Here is a 19,259-nt window from a genome sequence, read left to right as displayed (position 1 = left end):
CGTGCGGCCCTTCAAGCTCACCACAATCCCATGACGATCAAGCCCGTTGCCCATGTCACAAGGGCCGCGTAACATTCATTCTGGCAACGTCGGCCCGACGTAGTTCAACACCGATCGGGACATCCCCAACAAGGCGATGCCATCCAACTTTGTTTCTTCTTCGTCTCTGTGCACTTTTGAACAAACTCGCGGTCGCGATAGGAAACTGGTGTTGTCCCTCTTGGGCGAAGAATTGCGCGCTTGCGAAACTCTCCGCCGCCGCGCTGCCTCGCGCCGCCCTGTTGGAACAAAAGCGCGCAATATCGGGTTGGCTCACTACTTGTCCAAGGAGGAGAGCAATGGATTGGAATCGCGTTGAGGGCAACTGGAAGGCAATGAAAGGCAAGGTCAAGGAGCAGTGGGGAAAGCTCACCGATGATGACCTCGACGTCATCGCGGGAAAGCAGGACCAACTCGAAGGACGTTTGCAGCAACGCTACGGCTATGCGAAGGACCAGGCCAGAAAAGAGATCGATGACTGGTATGGTCGTCAGAACTGGTAACTTCAAGAAGCCCCGCTTTTGCGGGGCTTACTTTTGATCGGAAGATCCAAGTTTCGACCTCCTTCCGGACAGGAACAAAATGTCGCACCGGCACGTTCTTCGTCCACAATCGGAATGGAGGAATGAGATGAGGAGCTACCTTCTTGCCGCCACCATGATCGTATCGTTTGCCGCCCCCGCTCTGGCTGAAGACGTTGGCGTTGGGGTTGGGGTTCAGGCCGGACCGGTTGGCGGTGGCGTCACTATTGGTGAGCCTCGCGATCATCGCGACCGCGATCGGACCACCGTCATCAAAGAGCGTGAGCCTCGCGATACCGACAGAACGACGGTCATCAAGAAAGAAAACGAGGACGGATCTCGCGAGAAAACCGTCATCCATCATGACAACGACTGACTGGAAAGCTGGTGAAGACAGCCGGTAACAGCCGAAGAAGTTGGAAAGGCGGTCGGGCCGCCAGGCGGGCATTCTACTAGAGCATTTTCGGTTCTGATTGAATCAGAACCGAAGCTCTCGATTCTTGCTTTGACGCGTTTTCTTCACGCGAACCGGTGTCCACTTCGCTCGAAAACGCTCTAATCCGCAAGATACTGCGCGGCCCTCCAAGTCCTAAAAGAGCCTCCGTTGCTGGCCAGCGGGGGCTTTTCTCATACGGGGCGTTTTGTTGGAGATCGGAAATGGGAACGAACGATCGCTCTCGGCGCTTGGCTGGCATGTTCTGCCCGCAATGCTCTGTTCGAGAAAGCCGGACAATACGAGGCGCAGATTTCGATCAACGCGTGACTGTTCGCGCCGTCCGCAAGCCCGGCCGAAACCAATCGTTAGGACTCTGTCGGGACTGATTCTTCCGATATCGATTCGTTCTTTGAGAACGAAGTGGAGCCGTATGCAGAACAGTCAAAGGCAAGGTGCCTCGCAACGACGATGCCGACGCTCGCGATACAATTTCAGGGAAAGAACCGATCCTCTAGACCGTCGTTGAAGCCAGAGGAATTTGAACAATCTCGGTGTCCTCTTCATTTGTCACCAAGATGAAGTTTCCTTCGCGCACCATCTCCGGTTTTTCCGTTCCGATCCTGTGAGCGATGAAGCTCCCGTGATCCCTGGCCTCGTCGTCATTCGTACACGCATGGCCGGACAGGTCATGAGCTTCGATTTGGCCAGCTAGATGGAAGAAATACCTGGGCATGTCGGCCAACTGCAATTCGGCTTGCTTGTTCCTAAATCAAACAGCGCGCCCCGCCCTGGGCGTGCTAGTCGCCTTTTTTGTCACCGCTCGGGGGCGCCGGCCTGGGTGGTGGTGGGCTGCCCACGCTTCCGGGTGTACCGCCGGTCCGGGCTCCAGGTTTGAGTGGCGGGGCGCTCCCGCCCACGGCGCCTGTTGCGGCGGCCGGGTCGCCAGGCCTGGGCGGCGGTGGACTGCCGACGCCTTGCGCAAACACCTGAATTGGCGCGAGTGCGAGAGCTGCGGCGATCAGTATGGAGAGCTTGCTTTTTGACATTCGCTTCTCCCAATGATGTCTCACGATAACCTTCGGGCTAGGTGCAAAGTTCCTCATCGACACCGACCAGTGAAGCAAGTCCTGATAATCCTTGAAGCTGGTCTCGCATTGATGTTCTACGGACTGGTTCAAGGCCTTCTTCTTCCATCGTTCGATGGGAAGCGATCAATAGTCGCCGTCCTCGGGGCGCATATCTGCGACGAGGTGCGATTTCTGCGATTTGCGCACAAGTCTTTCAAGCGCAGCGCACTTTTTCCGAATCGGTGTTCCGCGATAGCTCTCTTGTCAGATCAGTTGCAGCCATTGCGAGTCAGGCGGGCATGTCCCTCAAACGATTACCAGAACCACGCTGTTGCGTGGGCGATGATTGCTGCCGTGATCCTCACCAAGGACTTTACGGAGAAACGAGATGACCAGCCTCAAGATATCAGTCGCTTCGGCCATGCTGCTTTCGGCTGTGGCGGCGGCGCCGGTGTTCGCGCAGCAAGCGATTCAGGAGCCCGGCCTGCGGGCATTCTATTACCCCAACTCGGATGTGCTGAATTCGGGCGCGAGCGCAAACAAGCTTGTGAATGACGCCAGCGCCTACGCGGCAATGGAAGGCGGTCGTGCTTCGCAATGTGCTCCGCGGGTTCGGTCTCAGAAATCCGGATCGCGGGCCGTTGCAGCAGCGGACAATCGGCAGCTTCGCTGCGACTGACGCTTCGTCCATCCTGAACCTCTAACGACAGTGCGGGTCTGCTTCGGCGGCCCGCGCTTTCACACGCTGAGAGCTGGAGAGCTTCGGTCGCTTCCCTGGTCCCGGATCTCGCTCGGGTCCTCGGAAAGCAACGCGCGAATTTCTCGCAGCTCCTCCAGGATGAAATTCAGCACCACGCGCGTGCGCGGCGCAAGATGCCGACGTGAGGAGTAGACCAGGCTGAACGGAATGTTCGGCGACGGGAAGTTGTTCAGGACGCGGACGAGCTGGCCGCTGCGCAGATCGTCGAACACATCGACCAGCGCGAGATAGGCAATCCCGTATCCATCTCTCGCCGCCAGATGCACCGCGCTGGCGTCGTTGGCGAGGAATCCTCCCGATACGCGAATTTGCTGGGTGCCTTTGTTGGTCACGAACGTCCACATATCCGGATGCTGGCTGGTGGCGTGGACGATGCAGGTGTGCTGTGCAAGTTCGGCGGGTAAGGAAGGTGCGCCATGCTTTTCGACATAGCTCGGTGCCGCCACGGCGACGCGCGAAATCGTGCCGGCATGACGAACGACCAGCGATGCATCGGCGATTTCGCCGACGCGCATCGCAAGATCGAGACGATCTTCGATCATGTCACCAATCCGATCACTCACCACCAGCTCGACCTTCAGCCCCGGGTGATCCGCCAGCAACTCGGGCAGACGGCGCGCGAGGAAGCGAGCTGCGGTGCCGGTCACGCCGACGCGGACCAGTCCGATGGGAGAGGCGCTCTGTCGTCCCACGGCGGTCAGCATGCCCTCGACGCCGTCCAATATCGGTCGCGCGAGAAGGACAAGCATCTGTCCGTCATCGGTGAGGCTGATCTTTCGCGTGGTGCGATGGAATAAGCGAACGCCGAAGTGCTCTTCGAGCTGCGAAATCTGGCGGGCGACCGCGGCCTGGCTCACATCACGCTCGCGCGCGACGGCGGAAAACGAAAGAACTTCCGCTACGCGTACGAGAATGCCGAGGCTGCCGAGAAGGTCCATCGCCGGTGCGCCTGTTCTCTAAGGCTCCGCCACCTGCAGACGCGCTTTCTCCAGCCTTTCCTTGAGAGAGAATAGTTTTCCACTGAGCTCATCGAGTTCGCCGGGCGCGAACTCCGCGAAGATAAATTCAATCAATGAATCTCGTCGCGGCGCCAATCCTTCCAGATGCTCCAACGCTCGATGCGTCAGCGACAGGTTGACGATTCGTCCGTCTCGTCGCGATGTCTTTCTCTGGATTAAGCCCTCTTTCTCAAGGATTTTTGACTGCGTTGTGACAAACGACGCTTCGACGTTCAAAATTTTCGAAACCTTGCCGACCGACAACCCGCTGTCATCGCCGGCATCGGCGAGGATCAGCATGATCTTCCATTGCGGGCCGGTGATTCCGAGCGTTTTCGCCCAGGACTGATAGAGTTCATCAAGAGATGCGTGGAGCGACGCTATTTCCCGACCAAACTGTCGAATAGAGTCTCGCTTCCTCATTGCGAATACATCTGCTCCGTTCATTGGTCATGTCACCGAGTGTATCTTGGCTGCAACAAGATCGATTTTGTTGTCATTTGATAATGGTGTTATCTAGATCATGACAAATAAGTTCGTTACTTATGCTCGGGCAAGGGGGCTGGTCGGCTCGACGCGATAAATTTTCCGTCAGCTTGAGACACTTGTAATTGGGCATTACGCGAGAGCGATGGGTCTCAGGCCGCTCGTTCCGCTTCGACTGACACCAGTCCGTCAGATCAGGAGGTTGCAATAAAATGACTGTCGTTAGGACATTCGTACTTGGTGGGGCCGCAAGCCTCATCACTCTGGCGGGCGCGCAGGCGGCCGATCTTCCGGTGAAGGCGAAGGCCGTCGAATATGTGAAGGTCTGCTCGCTGTACGGCGCCGGCTTCTGGTACATCCCGGGCACCGACACCTGCATGAAGATCGGCGGCTATCTGCGCGTGGACGCCACCTTCAACGGCGGTATCCATGGCACGCCGGCGTGGAACGGCGATATCGGTCAGGGGAACCGTTATCGCGATTACTTCGCCGCTCGTTCCCGTATGGCGCTGACGATCGATACCCGCACCGCCACCGAATATGGCGTGGTCCGCACCTTCGGCCAGGCCGACTTCCAGTTCTCGACGCTCGGTGGCAGCACCTACAACCCGAACTCGATCAATACCGGCCTGCCGGTTGCCGGCTCGCAGTTGCTCGACACTCCCGGCGGCGGCTATGTCGCGGTCGAATACGTCTTCATTCAGTTTGCCGGTTTCACGTTTGGTAAGTCCGCTTCCGCCTACGCTACTCCGTGGCAGGGCTTCCCGGGCAACATCAACTCCAACCTGCTCGGCGGCCAGAACACCGACACCGGTGTGAACAACATCCAGTACACCGCGCAGTTCGGCAACGGCGTGTCGGCCAGCATCGGCTTGGACGATCCGACGGTCTGGGATCGCACCGCGGTCTACAACCTGTCGCTGCCTCTGAACGCGACGTTCAACTCGGGCAACGCCTATGCGGGCGTTCACTCGCCTGACGTGGTCGGCAACATCCGCGTCGACCAGGCTTGGGGTCTGTTCCAGATTTCGGCCGCGGCGCATGAAGTGAGCGGCTCCTACAACACGCTCAACGCGGCTGGCGCGCCAGCCGGCGGCGTGGGTCTGCCGGGTGCGGCACCGACCGGAGCGTCCGAGCTTTCCGGTCACCCTGACACCAAGTGGGGTGGCGCGGCGATGATCGGCGTGAACATCAAGAACATCCCGACCGGCCCCGGCGACGACATCAAGTTCGACGTCAGCTACGCCAAGGGCGCGACCAAGTACGTGATCTCCTCCTCGTCAGCCTCGCCGAGCTTCGCGATGTTCGGCGGCGGCGGCGCGGGCGCCTACCAGAGCATCGGCTTCGGTGCCACCACCGACGGCGTCTACCTGCCGGTCGCGGCCGGCGGCGACGGATCGCTGCATCTGACGGAAGCCTTCGGCATCCGCGGCGCTTTCAACCACAACTGGGATCCCTACTGGTCGACCAGCGTCTTCGGCAGCTATTCGGCAGTCCGGTATGATGGTGCGGCGAAGGCGTTCATGTGCCTCAACTACACCACGCCGGCCAAGGCGGTCAGCGCGGACTTCGTCTGCAACCCGAACTTCAACGTGTCGCAGCTCGGTGCGGTCACTCGCTGGACCCCGGTCAAGAACCTGACCTTCTCGGCCGAATTCCAGTGGTTCCACCTCGACCAGAGCTTCCAGGGCACCGCCGTCCTGGGCCCGTCGGCGCCCAAGCCGGCCGCCCGCTACGAGTTCAAGGACCAGGATACCTTCCTGCTCCAGCTCCGCGCGCAGCGTAACTTCTGAGGACAAAGAGCCGCAGCACGCCTGCGGTTCTACCAACGTCAACAGAGACCTGTCGCAAACAGTTCTTCGTGTTGACCTCCAGGGACCTCCGGCGATGCCCCGCCGGAGGTCTTTCCTTTTGGCATGACATATTGTTCACGTGACATGGTGTCCGCGCGACATATTGTTGTTGCGCCCGGTTCCGCATTTGCTCATATTTTATGCAGAACCAGCCGGTGAATTTCGATTTTCGCTCTGGCGTTTCCTATGGCGGCCGATGCAGCATTCCGCGCCCTGTCGGCGCTCTAGGGTCGCTTCCATAAGGAGCAGTCGGGGACGCCGTCGGTTATGCCCATCCTGTCCCGCGAGCATAATGAATCAGCAGAAATGTCTTACCTTGACGGTTCCCTGGGCTATGCCCTCCACCGGGCGCAACTGGCGGTCTTTGAGGGAATTCTTCAGTGTTTCGCTGAGTCCGACGTAACGGCTGCGGAATTCCTGGTGCTTGTGGTGGTGGCGGAGAACCCCGGCATCAACCAGGCTGATCTCGCAAAGAGCCTTGAAGTGGAGCGCCCGAGGATCGTTCCGACCCTCAACAGCCTGGAACAGCGCGGATTAGCCAAGCGCACCCAGGTCGCGCAAGATGCCCGCGTCAGACAGATCCACCTTACCAAGAGCGGCCATCAGCTCGTGAAGGTGCTGCAACGGCGCGCCCGGGACCATCAGAAAAGGGTCATGGCGCGGCTCGACGAAACCGAGGCAAAGGTGATTCTCTCCTGCCTCTGGAAACTCGCAGGGCGAGATTGTCCCGACGAAGAGCGCATCCGTCGCAACGGAGCGCAAGTCCGCAGCGTCTGAGCCTTCGCTGCGAACGTGCTGGTGAGCCGCTGGTCCCGCTGGTCCGCGTCATTTTCGGCTGACGATCACGCCTGGACGTTGATCAGCTTCGCCGCGGTCAGGCCGAGGATGTCGGCCTTCTCCTCATCGCTCAATGACGTGCATGCGAAGATGTGGTCGACCGGCTGCAACTGCCACGGATACGGATAGTCGCTGCCCAGCACGAGCTGGGACGCGCCGACCTGCGCGGCCAGATGCCGGATGGCCTCCGGCGAGAACACCAGCGAATCGAAATAGATCTGCTTGAGATATTCGGTCGGCCGCTTCTTCAGCTTGATGTCGGGATTGCAATTGGCCGGGCTGACCAGGCAGGCGTGATCCGTACGATCTGCGTAAGAGGGCAGATAGCCGCCGCCATGCGCGGCGATGATCTTCAAGCCGGGGAAACGGTCGAACGTGCCTTCGAAGATCAGGTGCGCCAGCGCAATGCTGGTCTCGGTCGGGTAGGCAACGAGGTTGGAGAGCCAGCCGTTACCGGCGAGATGCTTGTTCAATTCCGCGATGCCCTGCGGATGGATGAACAAGGGGACGCCAAGCTCTTCAGCCTTGGCCCAGACCGGGTGAAATTTGGGATCGGAAAACGGCATGCCCTCGACCATGCCGCCAATGGCTGCGCCTTTCAGCCCCTGTTTCCTGACCGCCGTCTCCAGCTCCTTCACCGCGAGATCGGGCGCCTGCAGCGTCAGCGACGCGAAGGCGGCAAAACGATCCGGCTTGGACGCACACAGCTCGGCGAGCTTTTCGTTCTGCATCTGCACGATCGAGCCCGCGAGCTCACGATCGCGGCCGTACCAGAACGGATTGATCGACAGCACTTCCATGTCGACCGCCTGCGCGTCCATCGCCGCCAGCCGCTGATCGAGATTGATGAAAGCTTCCTCGGCGCCGCGCACCGGAGGCACCTGGATCTTGCCGGCATCGTTGCCCAGCAGTGCGCCGGCCTCCCGGATCTGGCAATGCGCGTGAACGTCGATGGTCTTCACACGCTTGCCGTTGACACTGACCGGCAGCGTCTGGCGCGCCGGCTGCTGCGCGTGCGCGCTCCGCAACAGACCGCAACTGCAGAACATGATGCTGGCGGCAGCGCCGCCCTTCAAGAAGTTTCGACGGGTGGTCACGCGGGTTCCTCCCAGTTTTATTTTTTGAAGCCCGCAAGGTAAGGTAGAAAAAGCGGCCTCAGCAAGGCAGCCGGTGCGCGGCGCACAAATGCAACCGCGGTTAGAGCGCTCTTTTCAGAGGTGCTTTTCGAAGAACGTGTCCGGATACGGATCGTCGTTGAAACGCTCGATCTCGTTCCAGCCGCTGTTGCGGTAAAGCTGCTGCGCCTCGGGCAGCGCGCTGTTCGTATCGAGACGCAGGACCTTGATGGACAACTCGCGGGCGATGTTCTCGGCCGCCTCCATGAGACGACGTGCGAGCCCAAGGCCGCGTGCTGATGGCGCGACCCACAGCCGCTTGATTTCCGCGATCTCGCCGCCACCGCCCTTCAGTCCGACGCAGCCGATCGGCAAGCCGTCCGACATCGCGACGAGGAATGCGCCGCGCGGGCGGATCAAATTCACGGCCTCCGGATCGCGAGACAGCGAGACGTCGAAGCCTTTCTCGAAGCGGCGCGCGAGTTCGGCATAATATTCGCCGAGGCAATATCTGGCGTCGTCGCGCCTCGGGTCCATTTCCTCGAGCACGATGCGGCCGCGCCCCAGCGCGGAAGCGACAAGGTCCATCGCGCGCAGAAGTTCTTCCTGCCGCGCGTGGCGGGCCAGGAAGTCTTTGGCTTGGGCGTTGGAGAGCGCTTCATAAGCGCGGAATTCGGAACGGCCGGCCTTGGTCAGCCGGGCGACGCGGCGCCGCGCATCCTCGGGATGCGGCACGGTCTCGATCAGGCCTTCGTCTTCCAGGCCGCGCAGCAGGCGGCTCATCAGGCCAGAGTCGAGCCCGAGATAGTCGCGGATCGCCGCGACATCCGACTGCCCATGCCCAATCGCGTTGAGCACGCGGGCGCTGCCGAGCGGGCGTCCGCGCCCGAGAAAGGACGTGTCCAGGGCGCCCACTTCGGAGGTGACGGCACGGTTGAAGCGGCGGACACGCGCGATGGGGTCGAGTGGCATGATATCTGACTTTAGTCAGATAAATCGTCATGTCAACCGGATGGGCGATTTGCGATGACGTTCTGCGCGGTGTCCTATCCAGGTCCGAAATCGCGGTCCTCACGTCCGGCGCGGTCACACCGGCTTTATGCCGGCCTTTGCAATGACGTCACGCCACTTCGGGACTTCGTCTTCGATGCGCTTTCTCATGCCCTCGGGTCCGTTGGCGATGACCTCGAAGCCATCATTGCGCAACTGCTCGGCGATCTTCGGCGTCTTCAGGATCTCGATCGACTTGGCCGAAAGCAATTCGATTATGTCCGCCGGCGTTTTCGCAGGCGCAAGAAAACCCTGAAACGTGTCCGAGATGAAATCCTTGTAGCCAAGCTCGACCATGGTCGGAACGTCAGGCAGATCGAACCAGCGATGCGCGCCGGTCACGGCCAGCGCCTTTAGCGCGCCTGATTTGATATGTGGATGCGCCGGTGGCAGCGCCGCAAAAGCGACCTGTGTGGTTCCGGCAAGGATCGCCTGGATCGCAGGCCCCGCGCCCGAGAACGGCACATGAGTCATATTGGCCCCGCAGACGATCTTGAAGAGTTCGCCTGACAGTCCCGGTGTCGTTCCGACGCCGGGACTCGCATAGTTCAGTTCGTTCGGATCGGCCTTGGCACGCGAGACGAGATCGGCGATCGAATTCACGCCGAGATCGGGGGATACCAGAATCACGTTCGGCGAGGTACCGAGTTCGGCGATGGGCGCAAAATCCTTGTACGGATCATATGGGATCTTGGCATAAAGTCCGGGATTGACGACATAGGCGCTCGAGGTGACGAGCAGCGTGTAGCCGTCAGCGTCTGCATGCGCGGCAATCCCGATGCCGATATTGCCGCCCGCGCCGGGACGGTTCTCGATCACCGCCGTTCCGCCGATTGCCTGGCCGAGATGGGTCGCGAGGACGCGTGCGATGATGTCGGTCGGCCCCGCCGGCGCGAATGGCACGATGATCTTGATCGGGCGATCGGGATAGCTTCCTGCGGCGGCCGGTCCTGGCCTGAGGCTTGCGCCTGTTACCAGACCGATGAACGTTCCGCCGGCGTGCAGGATCTCCCGGCGCGACCGGTTCTTGTGTTTCCTCTCCTGCATTTTTCTTTTTCCTGTTCTGTCCCTAAAGCGGGATGACTTTTCTTCAACGCCCTACATGTCGAACACCGCGACCGCGCGGATCGGCGACGCCGTGCCTTCGCGCCACTTCATCGGCAGGCCGATGAAGGTGAATTGTCCCTTGCCCAGCAGCGCTTCGAGATTGCAGAGGCTTTCGATGTGGGTGATGTCCAGATCGAGACACGCCTTGTGCACCAGCAGATTGACGTCGCTGTCAGGTCCTGGCCGCATCGAATCGATGCCGAAATGCATGATGCCTTGGCTGGCGAGCCACTCCGTGGCGGCTACGTTCACGCCGGGATTGTCGGTCGAATAGGCCCTGCGCGGAAAGGTACGTTCGTGATGACCCGTGCATAGCAGCACCGTGCCGCCTTTCGGCACGCCGACGCCGGACTGCTTTACGGCGGTTTGAAGATCAGCGGGCGAGATTTCGGCGCGCGGCGCGATGTGCCGCAGGTCGAGGCAGATGCCCGGCACGATGCATTTTTCCAGCGGGTACTGGTCGATCGATATGCCTCGTGGCCCGAAATGCCGCGGTGCATCAATATGGGTTCCGCCATGATCGGCCATCGAGATGAACATCGACGACAGTCCGTACACATTTCCGGACTCTGCCAAGGCTTCTTCATGGTTCTTCCACATGCCGTGTATGATCGGCGGATGGCCAGGATAGCTCGGTGTACGATGATAGAGCTCGCGGCTGAGGTCGACGATCTTCATGAGGTGCACCTTCCTGGGTGGGAACTGCGGACGAACGGCATGTGTGCATGGCCGGCTGAATGAGCTTGTCCTTTGGCGTCGGACGTCCTCGATGCGCATTCGGCGGCGTGCCTGGTCCCGCCATCCTACGTTTGGTGAAGGCTCCCCTCAACGCGTCATTACAATGCGAACGAATCGGCGAGCCTGCGACGCGTTAACCTCATCCATTTACAATCCGTAAACACCTGCAAGCGCAGCTTTTGCGGTGGAGGTGCAGCATGCTCATCTACCCCGTACCTGTCGAAGTGACGAAGGCGAGGGTTCAGCTTCTCGCCCATCAGATGGAAAAGGCCCCGCCTCGTATCATCAACGAAGCCGTCCTTGACGTTTTCGCGGCCAAGAACAAGGTCGAACGCGACGCTGTTGCCGTCGATATCAAGGCGTGAGCGCACGGACGTCCTCTCATATCGTCAGCACGCGCTGCCTTTCGCTCGCACATGAGTTCTGCGCAAATGCTTGCCCTTGTTGTGAGAAAGAGCCGGCTCTCACGTTGCGCCGACGCGGGTCTCTGTTGAGCAACGGTGGCGCGGACCTGTCGGAGCGTTCGGGCGTTGACGGCAGACCATCCCGGTGATGGTGGCGCCATTGTCTCACCGCGAGGTCACACGAATGAAGCGGCAGTTCATCATCGCTCGGCGGGACGACGTTGCTACTCGCGTCATTTGCTTCCGGGCAACCGATGGCGCAGGGCGCGGACGCATCGGGACAGCAATTGTTCAACAATTCCTGCCGGACCTGCCACACCACGAAAGAGGGTGACAATCGCTTCGGTCCGCATCTGCACAACATCGTCGGCCGCAAGGCCGGCTCATTGCCGAACTATCGCTATTCCGAGGCGATGCAATCTGCTGATTTCGTGTGGGACGAAGACAAGCTCGGACGCTTCATCGAAAATCCGGATGCCCTGGTGCCGGGCAACGGCATGACGCCCTATACTGGAGTCCGTTCTGCCGAGGACAAGGCGAAGATAATTGCCTTCCTGAAGTCATCGAGCCAATGAGCCGCGCCACTTTCCCGGCACGACAAGCATGCTCCGGAAAAGTGGAAACCGGTTTCGCCTAGAGGTGATGACTTTTCTTCGAAGCGTCATCCCGCTCTAGCTCTTTGTTTGAGCATGATCTCCGCGCAAACGCTTCGCGTTTGTCGCGAGGGAAAACCGGTCTCCACTGTTCCGGATCATGCTCTAGCGAGAAGTCCGAAGCGTTAGCGCGGAGATCATGCGCGGGCAAAGCGATGAAATCATGATCCGATTGATCGGATCATGATCCGGAACGCGCTACAGCGGTAACGCTTTTTCGCGCACAATCCTTTGAGCCTTGGATTATCGTCGCCTCACTGCGTGGCGTACCGCGCGGAGCATTCACCACCATATGAAGGAAGCGCGAGTGAACGGTAATACGCATGCCACTCTCGATCCACAAGTCGCGGAGCTTCTGGCGAAATTGCACGCCGCTGGGACGCTAACATTGGGGACGACCCTTTCCGCTGACGAAAAGATCGCCGCTGTGCGCACGAGAATGACCAGCATCGCTCAACTCGGGTTCCCGCCCGAGCCAATCGGGATGAGGGAAGCTTTCATTCCCGGTGCTCCCGGTAAGCTGATGACACGTGTCTATATACCCCAGCGAGAACTCGCGCTTCCTGCGCCAGCGCTGCTGTACTGTCACGGCGGCGGCTTTGTCGCTGGAAGTCTGGACAACTACGATACCGCTCTTGCTGCGCTGGCAAACCGCGCCGCTTGCCTGGTCGTGTCGGTGGCCTACCGGTTAGCTCCGGAGCATCCCTACCCGGCGGCGAATGAGGATGTCTGGGCTGCGCTACAGTGGTTGAGCCGTACAACTGAAATCAATGTCGATCCGCGACGCATCGCAGTGGGAGGCGACAGTGCGGGTGGATTGCTCGCGGCATGGGTCGCACAGAAGGCAAGAACCGAAGGGTTGCCCTTGAGCATGCAGGTTCTGCTCTATCCCAACCTGGATACGACGGTATCGAGCAAATCCTGGCAAGAACTTGGGACCGGCACGTGCGGATTGCGGCGAGACGATATGCTCGATTGGTATGATGCTTATCTCCCGCCAGGCATCGATCGCACCGATCCACGGGTTTCACCTGCCTACGCGACTGATCTCGCGGGGTTGGCGCCGGCATTGATCATCACTGCCGAATTCGATCCGTTGCGTGACGAGGGAAACGCGTACGCCGCCAGGCTCCGCGACGCCGGGGTTCCGATCGACCACTATTGCTGGCCAGGGATGATTCACGGGCTGCTGTTGGTCGCAGGCGTGCTCGATGCGGGGACGGTGCTAGTTCAGCGCGTGTCCGACGGCCTTCGGTCCGCTTTTCATCGCTAGAGCATGATCCGATTCCGTCCAATCGGATCATGCTCGATCGGTTTCAGTGCGTCGGCACGACGAAGATCTGGCCGGGATAGATCCGGTTGGGATTGCGGATCTGCTCCTTGTTCGCCCGGTAGATGACAGCATAGCGCTGCCCTGCGCCGAACGCGCGCTGGCTGATGCGCCAGAGGCTGTCACCGCGGGAGACGGTGGCGGTCGTGATCTTCTGCACCACCACGGCGGAGGGTGAGCCCTTGTCGGACGGAGCGGTCGTCTGGGCAGCGGCCAGCTTGGTCGCGGCGGCTTCCGAGGGCTTGGCCTGCGCCGGCAAGGAGGCGGTCGTCAGCGTGCCCGGAACGTTGAACGGCACCTCGGCACGCGCGCGGACGGCGCCGGAAGCAGCCTCCACCTCGTCCAGCCTGATCCGGTAATTGCCCGCCGCTACGCCGGCATTGATCGCGACCGAGAGACGTCCGTTGTCGTCCGACGTCACGGCGGTGACAAAGCTGTCGTTGAGATAGAGCCTCACCGCGGCGCCGGGGTGTGTGCGACCGCTGACACGGAGCTTTCCGCCCGGCTCGGTCTCGACCGCTTCCACGACGATCGCGCGCTCCGCTCCCGGCGTCGGGGCGGGATCCTGCGAGAGGACCTTCACAGGTTTATCCGGCGCTATCAGCGCCACGATCGGCTGCTCCTTCCCGGCGGGCTCGAGCGCCACCGCGACGCTCTGCTTGGACGCGGTCTCCTTGCCGTCGGGCTGCTTGACGCGCAGGGTTAGATCGTAATTCCCCGGCGGCAGCGGGCGCGGGATCATTGCGAATTGTCCCGATTGATCGGCGACGATGCGATCGTGCAGTTCGCCGTTGCGGAGCAGCTCCACCGTCGCACCCGGCGTCGCGCGGCCCGCGATCACGGCTTCGCCTGTTGGTTCGATGCGGACGACGTCGAACTCCGGCGTGCCCTCGCTGCTACCCGGCGCGGGAGGCAGGCCGGTAAGCGCCGTTGCGAGGTTCGCAGCCTCCGATTGCAGGGCCGACAGAGCCGATGGTGCCTGATCGCGCTTGCCCGATGCCGAATCCTGCGCTGCAGGCGCAGAAGTCGTGGCAGAGCTGGTGTCGACCGGTGGCGTTTGCCGCGCGGGAGGAATGAGGAAGAACAGCGCGACGACGCCGGCAATGGCAAATGCCAGCATCGGCACGACCATTCGGCTTATCGACGTGGCGCTCATGATGTTCATCCGTTTGGCCGAATCGCTTGATGGCGCGAGGCGCAGCATGGCGGGAACAGTGCTCCCATCTGTTCGGTCCATCAAGTAGCCTTCAAGTAGCGTTAAGTAGCGTTGCGGATTGGTCAGCCGGGCTGACCTAATCGGCGCTTCCTCAGTGCCAATCCGCCAGATTGATCGCGAGCGCGATAGCCCCCACCAGGACCAGGCTCACCGCCCAGACCGTCTCCAGATTGAACCAGCTCTTCGCCACGTACCTCACGCCGAGATAACGATACACCAGCCACGCCAGGCATCCGCCGGCGCTGATCATGGCTGCGGTGTGGACCAGGGCGACCAGCAGCGCCATCGCGAGGTTCTGGTTGACGACGCCTGCCGCCGCCTCATGGCCATCATGGATGCCGGAGGGCAGGCAGAGCCCGAGATAAAGCGGCACGATCATCAGCCCGGCGCCATGAGCGATTGCGACCGCGAACGACCACAGGCCGAGTTGCGTCGGCGGTATCCGTGCTAGCGCGCGGGGATGGCGAGGCCTGAGCAGTCGCGCGACGCCGAAGGCGATGACGAGCAGGCTGGCGCCGGCCTGGATCGGGCGCTGCCACTCGACCAGCGCGATCAGGAGCGCGAACGGCAGCAGCACCAGCAGCATCGCCAAGAGGTGACCGACCGACAGCGGCAACAGCGCACTGACGAGTGCGCGCGGGGATTTCTCCATCAGGCCCGCGGCGACCGCGAGCGGCCAGCCCATGCCGGGATTGATCCCGTGATAGAGGCCGCTCGCGACGATGCCAAGCCAGAGCCAGAGGATGGGCGAACCTGCTTCGCTCAATTCCAGACCGACGGATAGCAGAAGGAGTCCGTCGAGCAGTCGCCGCCTTCAAGGCGGATCTGATGCGCGCGGTAGCCATCGGGGAAGCTCACGAAGTAATCGCGGGCGAGCTCCAGTCCGCCCTGCGGCCCGACATTGGCCATCACCTTCGCGCCCGGCACGCCGTCGGGATAGAACTGGTCATCCCAGCTCGAGTAGAGCGAGTTGGTCCAGTACACCCGCTTGCCGTCGCGGCTGATCTCGACCATCTGCGGACCGCCGGCGAAGGCTTTTCCGTTGGGATGAGGCGTGCGGCGCGCGATGCCGCCGACATGCACGGAGCCGGCAAGCTTCGGCTTCCTGGGATCGCTGACGTCGTATTGGCGCATCTCGCCGGTGCCCCAGCAGGCGACGTAGAGAAAGCGATCGTCCATCGACAGATCGATATCGGTCACCAGCGGCGGCACCGCGCCAAAGCCCTGCAACAGCGGCGGCAGTTTTTCCTTCGCCGCGGGCTCGGCCGGGATCGTCGCCGTCTTCTCGATATGGAACTTGCCGCCCTCGCGCCACCAGGTCCAGATCGAGCCTTCGAGATTGGTGGTGTCGACGACGACGCCGGCGAAGCCATATTCCCTGACCGGATCATGCGCAGGACGTACCTCAAGCGCCATCTGGTGGTTGGCGCCGAGATCGATGGTCTGCACGTTGCGGCGGGCGCGAAGGTCCCAGAAATGCAGCCTGTGGCCGTACTTGTTCGACAGCAGATCTTCCGGGACGATGCCGTTCTCGAATTGTGGCGGCAGCCCCCACTCGCTGCTCACCATGTAGTCGCGCGGCAGATTCCACCAGAAGTCATAATGCAGCGTCTGCGGACCGCGATCGATCTCCCAGCGCCCGAGCACGTCGAAGCTCTCGCAGTCCATGATGAAGATGCCGGGAGGCCCCTTGGTGCCATCCTTGCCGCTACCGCCGAGCGTCGAGACATAAATGCCGTCCGGCCCGCAATGGATCGTGTGCGGCCGCGAGTAGCCGGTCTTGTCGAACACTTCCTCGGGCTCGATGATCTTGTGCAGCTTCGCCTTCGTCGGATCTGGCTTCGTATCGACGATATAGATCCGCGAGGACCGTAGTCCCGGGATGATGAGATAGCGGCGTTCGACAAAGGCGTGTCCCGTGAGCGGCGACAGCGCGGAGGAGCAGGCGTTCCAGCCGAAATGATGGAATTCATCGCCCTTGTTCGGCATCGTCACGGTATGGACGATCTGGCTGTAGGTCTTTGAGCCCGGCTTGACGTCGATCACCGCGAGCGCGTCGGGCTTCGAGAAATCGGGACTGAGCAGCAGCGTGTAGGCAAAATCCTCCGGCGGCGCTTCCATGGCAAGCTTTGGCGACGCATGGAACGTGGGGTCCGGTCTCATCGTCATGACTTCCTCCGGGTTATGTCGGCTTGCGCCAACGGCTCGGACGCGCGGAGCGAGGGTGGCAGCTTGCGTTGGGACTTGCGATCAGGACTCCGCGGGCGAGGGTTGGCTAAGCCAGCTTACGGCATCGCGCGCCCGCTAGGAATATGCTTGCGGGCACACTCGCGACATTCTGCCGTGAATGGAGACGGGTAGTATCGTAATATCGTAGCCCGGGTGAAGCGCAGCGTAACCCGGGGCCACTTGCACACGCTGATGCAAACACCCGGGTTACGCTGGCGCTCCACCCGGGCTACGAGGCTCGAAATTGATAATCCCTAAGCCATTTCCGTCGTCAATTCGAAGGTTGGTTGCTAAGAGCCAAGCCTGCGTTCATTCGGGCTCGATCTCACCCGGATTTCAATCTATGATTGATAAAAGCAGAGTTCGGCGACAGGCGTGAACCGGGAGGGTCCAATGCGTTTCAAAATGCTGACGCTTGTCGCGTTAGTCGCGAGCTTGCAGTCCTTTGGCGCATTCAACCGGCCCGCTGCGGCAACTGACGATGAAGGTCCCCGGGAAGTCCTCTGGCCGACAAAATCCTGGCAGACGTCGAGCCCCGAAGAACAGGGGATGGACTCGGCGAGTCTTGTCCGGCTGATAGAGCACGTCGGCAGTTATCAGCAGGACAGCCTGATGATCATTCGCCACGGAAAGATCGTAGCTGATGTCTACTACGCTCCGTACATCGCCGGGGTCAGCCACGATTTGAGATCAGTGACCAAGAGCGTCGTCGGCACGCTGACCGCTATTGAGCTGCAAAAGGGCGACCTTGATAGCGTTGATCACCCGGTCATCGATCTGTTTTCAGACAAGCAAATCCAGGACGTCGATGACCGGAAAAAGGCGATGACGGTGCAAAGCCTTCTCGACATGACATCGGGCATCGAATGGCTGGAGAAGGCCTATCGCCCCGGCGAGACAATCATGAAGATGTACGAGAGCCCCGATCGGACAGCCTTCGTGCTGAACCAGCCGATGGCTGGCGCGCCCGGCGCCAGTTTCAACTACAATGGTGGCAACCCGTATCTGCTGTCCGCGCTCATCAACAGGAAGTCCGGGCAGAGCGCCCTTGATTTTGCAAAGAAGGAGCTGTTCGAACCGCTTGGCATCCACAGCGCCCGATGGGGAAATGTGGATGCGCAGGGTGTGTCGGACGGCGAAGCGGGCCTGTATCTCGCGCCTCACGATATGGCCAGGATCGGATACCTGTATCTTCACAACGGGCAGTGGGAAGGAAAACAGCTTATCCCGGCTTCATGGGTCGAGAGGGCGAAGTCCGGGCCCGTGGCCGCGACGTTTGGATTCCGCTACGGAAACCTGTGGTGGTCGTATCCCGAAAAGGGCGCCTACATGGCGCGCGGCCGGCATTCGCAATTGATCCTCATCATACCGAGGCTCGATGTTATCGTCGTTATGACCGGAGCCCTGCGGGACACCGAATTCTATTCGGCCTCCGGGCTGATCGACGACATTTCAAACGCGGTCAAATCCGATAAGCCGCTGCCCGAGGATCCCATCGCCAAGGCGTTGTTGACTGAAGCGATACGTCGAGCCGCGACGGACAAACCATACGCCATCGGCGGCACGCCAGAGCTGGCCAAGGCGGTTTCGGGAAAGGTGTATCATTTCTTCGACAACAGGCTGCGGTTGAAAAGCTTCACGCTGAATTTCTACGAGTCGGATTCCTCATGGGTCATCACGACCTATACCGACAAGGGAAACGGCCGGTTTACAGGATTGGTCGGCCTGGATGGATTCTATCGCAAGAGCCCTCCGGCGCAGTATGGGATCAATGCCGCAAGAGGACGCTGGACCAGCGAAGATACGTTTGTGATGGAGCGCCGGATCCTGGGCCATGGCGAAATCCAGACCTGGGCGCTGACCTTCGACGGCGACAAAGTGAAGGTGAATTTCGAAAACACCGATGGCTTCAAGGCGGAGCTGCAAGGCGAGAGCACCGAGTAAATGCAGCCCGCTGCGAGGGCGGGCCCGATCCTGCAACAGATGGAGCGCCCCAAGCCGCGCGATGTGTCCGTCGAATATCGGAAGTGGGTATTCGCGTCGGTTTGGTCGACGAGACGGTCATGACTATCTCGCCGACCAAGGAGCCGATTCGGTCCGTTCAGCGTCACGACAGGGACTGCGCGACGCCGGTCCGGCGGCCAAGCCTGGATATTTCGACCGGAGTGATTTCTCCATCGAGCCAGTCTTGCTCGCGCGCCAAGGCCCTCCAGGAATCTTCCAAGCGCTTGAAGTAAGTTTTCGTCTGTTTGTCAGTTGTGCGCTTTGCAAGCTTTGAACAGATCACCGCGTTATCCAAAAGATGCTGCGACTGCTTCATGGAAAGTCCTCCCGTTTCGAAAGAAACGTAGGCGATCGGCAAGGCCATTCAACGAAACTTCCGTGACCATTTGGTCACGCTCATGAACACCTGTTCATCG

At 60.7% G+C, this 19,259-nt stretch carries 20 protein-coding genes and 1 pseudogene; 9 read left to right on the top strand and 12 right to left on the bottom strand.

Annotation, left to right across the window (positions count from 1 at the left end; genetic code table 11):
- Nucleotides 1-338: 338 nt before the first annotated feature.
- Both ACZYOF_RS13090 and ACZYOF_RS13085 read left to right on the top strand, forming a co-directional pair.
- A complete protein-coding gene (locus ACZYOF_RS13090) occupies nucleotides 339-542 on the top strand; it encodes a CsbD family protein (RefSeq protein ID WP_130577408.1) in 204 nt (67 codons plus the stop codon).
- Between the two features lie 127 nt (nucleotides 543-669).
- On the top strand, nucleotides 670-936 hold the full coding sequence (locus tag ACZYOF_RS13085) for a hypothetical protein (protein WP_282528168.1): 267 nt from the start codon (nucleotides 670-672) through the stop codon (nucleotides 934-936).
- Between the two features lie 571 nt (nucleotides 937-1,507).
- Here ACZYOF_RS13085 and ACZYOF_RS13080 read toward each other — a convergent pair.
- Complete coding sequence (locus ACZYOF_RS13080) at nucleotides 1,508-1,729, bottom strand: DUF6894 family protein (protein WP_130577435.1); 222 nt, start codon at nucleotides 1,727-1,729, stop codon at nucleotides 1,508-1,510.
- A 382-nt stretch (nucleotides 1,730-2,111) separates the two neighbouring features.
- Between ACZYOF_RS13080 and ACZYOF_RS13075 the strand changes: the two genes are divergently transcribed.
- On the top strand, nucleotides 2,112-2,618 hold the full coding sequence (locus tag ACZYOF_RS13075; protein ID WP_463715998.1) for a hypothetical protein: 507 nt from the start codon (nucleotides 2,112-2,114) through the stop codon (nucleotides 2,616-2,618).
- A 183-nt stretch (nucleotides 2,619-2,801) separates the two neighbouring features.
- On the opposite strand, the gene ACZYOF_RS13070 is transcribed toward ACZYOF_RS13075, so the two are convergent.
- The 3 genes and pseudogenes from ACZYOF_RS13070 to ACZYOF_RS13060 all read right to left on the bottom strand — a co-directional run bounded on the left by ACZYOF_RS13070 (nucleotide 2,802) and on the right by ACZYOF_RS13060 (nucleotide 4,268).
- Nucleotides 2,802-3,527, bottom strand: coding sequence for a substrate binding domain-containing protein (locus tag ACZYOF_RS13070; protein ID WP_463716001.1), 726 nt, complete (start codon nucleotides 3,525-3,527; stop codon nucleotides 2,802-2,804).
- A 57-nt stretch (nucleotides 3,528-3,584) separates the two neighbouring features.
- Nucleotides 3,585-3,761: pseudogene (locus tag ACZYOF_RS13065) on the bottom strand (helix-turn-helix domain-containing protein); the annotation flags it as partial.
- 18 nt (nucleotides 3,762-3,779) lie between these two features.
- On the bottom strand, nucleotides 3,780-4,268 hold the full coding sequence (locus ACZYOF_RS13060; RefSeq protein ID WP_130577412.1) for a MarR family winged helix-turn-helix transcriptional regulator: 489 nt from the start codon (nucleotides 4,266-4,268) through the stop codon (nucleotides 3,780-3,782).
- A gap of 251 nt (nucleotides 4,269-4,519) precedes the next feature.
- On the opposite strand from ACZYOF_RS13060, the gene ACZYOF_RS13055 reads away from it, so the two are divergent.
- Complete coding sequence (locus ACZYOF_RS13055) at nucleotides 4,520-6,100, top strand: porin (protein ID WP_130577413.1); 1,581 nt, start codon at nucleotides 4,520-4,522, stop codon at nucleotides 6,098-6,100.
- A gap of 327 nt (nucleotides 6,101-6,427) precedes the next feature.
- Nucleotides 6,428-6,937: a MarR family winged helix-turn-helix transcriptional regulator gene (locus ACZYOF_RS13050; RefSeq protein ID WP_130577414.1), complete on the top strand. Its 510-nt coding sequence runs from the start codon at nucleotides 6,428-6,430 to the stop codon at nucleotides 6,935-6,937.
- 65 nt (nucleotides 6,938-7,002) lie between these two features.
- On the opposite strand, the gene ACZYOF_RS13045 is transcribed toward ACZYOF_RS13050, so the two are convergent.
- From ACZYOF_RS13045 to ACZYOF_RS13030, 4 genes are all read right to left on the bottom strand, one after another.
- Entirely contained in the window at nucleotides 7,003-8,094 is a 1,092-nt protein-coding gene (locus tag ACZYOF_RS13045; RefSeq protein WP_463715997.1) for an amidohydrolase family protein, read from the bottom strand.
- A gap of 114 nt (nucleotides 8,095-8,208) precedes the next feature.
- Nucleotides 8,209-9,084 (bottom strand): GNAT family N-acetyltransferase, encoded by an 876-nt coding sequence (locus tag ACZYOF_RS13040; protein WP_463715996.1) that lies wholly within the window; start codon nucleotides 9,082-9,084, stop codon nucleotides 8,209-8,211.
- 114 nt (nucleotides 9,085-9,198) lie between these two features.
- Complete coding sequence (locus ACZYOF_RS13035; RefSeq protein ID WP_463715995.1) at nucleotides 9,199-10,209, bottom strand: Bug family tripartite tricarboxylate transporter substrate binding protein; 1,011 nt, start codon at nucleotides 10,207-10,209, stop codon at nucleotides 9,199-9,201.
- A 51-nt stretch (nucleotides 10,210-10,260) separates the two neighbouring features.
- Complete coding sequence (locus ACZYOF_RS13030; protein WP_463715994.1) at nucleotides 10,261-10,947, bottom strand: cyclase family protein; 687 nt, start codon at nucleotides 10,945-10,947, stop codon at nucleotides 10,261-10,263.
- 257 nt (nucleotides 10,948-11,204) lie between these two features.
- Between ACZYOF_RS13030 and ACZYOF_RS13025 the strand changes: the two genes are divergently transcribed.
- From ACZYOF_RS13025 to ACZYOF_RS13015, 3 genes are all read left to right on the top strand, one after another.
- Entirely contained in the window at nucleotides 11,205-11,372 is a 168-nt protein-coding gene (locus ACZYOF_RS13025; RefSeq protein WP_165420992.1) for a hypothetical protein, read from the top strand.
- Between the two features lie 293 nt (nucleotides 11,373-11,665).
- Entirely contained in the window at nucleotides 11,666-11,986 is a 321-nt protein-coding gene (locus ACZYOF_RS13020) for a c-type cytochrome (RefSeq protein WP_463715993.1), read from the top strand.
- 385 nt (nucleotides 11,987-12,371) lie between these two features.
- Nucleotides 12,372-13,337 carry an alpha/beta hydrolase gene (locus tag ACZYOF_RS13015; RefSeq protein ID WP_463715992.1) on the top strand — a complete coding sequence of 322 codons (966 nt, stop codon included), beginning with the start codon at nucleotides 12,372-12,374 and terminating at the stop codon, nucleotides 13,335-13,337.
- A gap of 43 nt (nucleotides 13,338-13,380) precedes the next feature.
- On the opposite strand, the gene ACZYOF_RS13010 is transcribed toward ACZYOF_RS13015, so the two are convergent.
- The 3 genes from ACZYOF_RS13010 to ACZYOF_RS13000 form a co-directional block, all read right to left on the bottom strand.
- Complete coding sequence (locus ACZYOF_RS13010) at nucleotides 13,381-14,550, bottom strand: LysM peptidoglycan-binding domain-containing protein (protein ID WP_245475710.1); 1,170 nt, start codon at nucleotides 14,548-14,550, stop codon at nucleotides 13,381-13,383.
- 151 nt (nucleotides 14,551-14,701) lie between these two features.
- Nucleotides 14,702-15,376 carry a hypothetical protein gene (locus ACZYOF_RS13005; protein WP_463715991.1) on the bottom strand — a complete coding sequence of 225 codons (675 nt, stop codon included), beginning with the start codon at nucleotides 15,374-15,376 and terminating at the stop codon, nucleotides 14,702-14,704.
- Nucleotides 15,373-16,779 carry a selenium-binding protein SBP56-related protein gene (locus tag ACZYOF_RS13000; protein ID WP_463715990.1) on the bottom strand — a complete coding sequence of 469 codons (1,407 nt, stop codon included), beginning with the start codon at nucleotides 16,777-16,779 and terminating at the stop codon, nucleotides 15,373-15,375. The genes ACZYOF_RS13005 and ACZYOF_RS13000 overlap by 4 nt, the downstream gene beginning before the upstream one ends.
- 453 nt (nucleotides 16,780-17,232) lie before the next feature.
- Here ACZYOF_RS13000 and ACZYOF_RS12995 point away from each other — a divergent pair, with 453 nt between their 5' ends.
- Nucleotides 17,233-18,783 (top strand): serine hydrolase domain-containing protein, encoded by a 1,551-nt coding sequence (locus ACZYOF_RS12995; protein WP_463715989.1) that lies wholly within the window; start codon nucleotides 17,233-17,235, stop codon nucleotides 18,781-18,783.
- A gap of 163 nt (nucleotides 18,784-18,946) precedes the next feature.
- On the opposite strand, the gene ACZYOF_RS12990 is transcribed toward ACZYOF_RS12995, so the two are convergent.
- Nucleotides 18,947-19,207, bottom strand: a complete 261-nt coding sequence (locus ACZYOF_RS12990) for a hypothetical protein (protein ID WP_349017004.1) — start codon at nucleotides 19,205-19,207, stop codon at nucleotides 18,947-18,949.
- Nucleotides 19,208-19,259: the final 52 nt, after the last annotated feature.

The organism is Bradyrhizobium sp. LeoA1Lang, from assembly GCF_055413685.1.
Note: the sequence above shows the minus strand (reverse complement) of the source record. Positions and strands in the feature narration are given on the sequence as shown.

Coding starts and splice junctions, on each gene's coding strand:
- ACZYOF_RS12995 (WP_463715989.1), top strand. CDS start 17,233: ATGCGTTTCAAAATGCTGACGCTTGTCGCGTTAGTCGCGAGCTTGCAG.
- ACZYOF_RS13030 (WP_463715994.1), bottom strand. CDS start 10,947: ATGAAGATCGTCGACCTCAGCCGCGAGCTCTATCATCGTACACCGAGC.
- ACZYOF_RS12990 (WP_349017004.1), bottom strand. CDS start 19,207: ATGGCCTTGCCGATCGCCTACGTTTCTTTCGAAACGGGAGGACTTTCC.
- ACZYOF_RS13050 (WP_130577414.1), top strand. CDS start 6,428: ATGCCCATCCTGTCCCGCGAGCATAATGAATCAGCAGAAATGTCTTAC.
- ACZYOF_RS13010 (WP_245475710.1), bottom strand. CDS start 14,550: ATGAGCGCCACGTCGATAAGCCGAATGGTCGTGCCGATGCTGGCATTT.
- ACZYOF_RS13020 (WP_463715993.1), top strand. CDS start 11,666: ATGGCGCAGGGCGCGGACGCATCGGGACAGCAATTGTTCAACAATTCC.
- ACZYOF_RS13090 (WP_130577408.1), top strand. CDS start 339: ATGGATTGGAATCGCGTTGAGGGCAACTGGAAGGCAATGAAAGGCAAG.
- ACZYOF_RS13035 (WP_463715995.1), bottom strand. CDS start 10,209: ATGCAGGAGAGGAAACACAAGAACCGGTCGCGCCGGGAGATCCTGCAC.
- ACZYOF_RS13070 (WP_463716001.1), bottom strand. CDS start 3,527: ATGCTGACCGCCGTGGGACGACAGAGCGCCTCTCCCATCGGACTGGTC.
- ACZYOF_RS13040 (WP_463715996.1), bottom strand. CDS start 9,084: ATGCCACTCGACCCCATCGCGCGTGTCCGCCGCTTCAACCGTGCCGTC.
- ACZYOF_RS13025 (WP_165420992.1), top strand. CDS start 11,205: ATGCTCATCTACCCCGTACCTGTCGAAGTGACGAAGGCGAGGGTTCAG.
- ACZYOF_RS13080 (WP_130577435.1), bottom strand. CDS start 1,729: ATGCCCAGGTATTTCTTCCATCTAGCTGGCCAAATCGAAGCTCATGAC.
- ACZYOF_RS13000 (WP_463715990.1), bottom strand. CDS start 16,779: ATGACGATGAGACCGGACCCCACGTTCCATGCGTCGCCAAAGCTTGCC.
- ACZYOF_RS13055 (WP_130577413.1), top strand. CDS start 4,520: ATGACTGTCGTTAGGACATTCGTACTTGGTGGGGCCGCAAGCCTCATC.
- ACZYOF_RS13060 (WP_130577412.1), bottom strand. CDS start 4,268: ATGAACGGAGCAGATGTATTCGCAATGAGGAAGCGAGACTCTATTCGA.
- ACZYOF_RS13085 (WP_282528168.1), top strand. CDS start 670: ATGAGGAGCTACCTTCTTGCCGCCACCATGATCGTATCGTTTGCCGCC.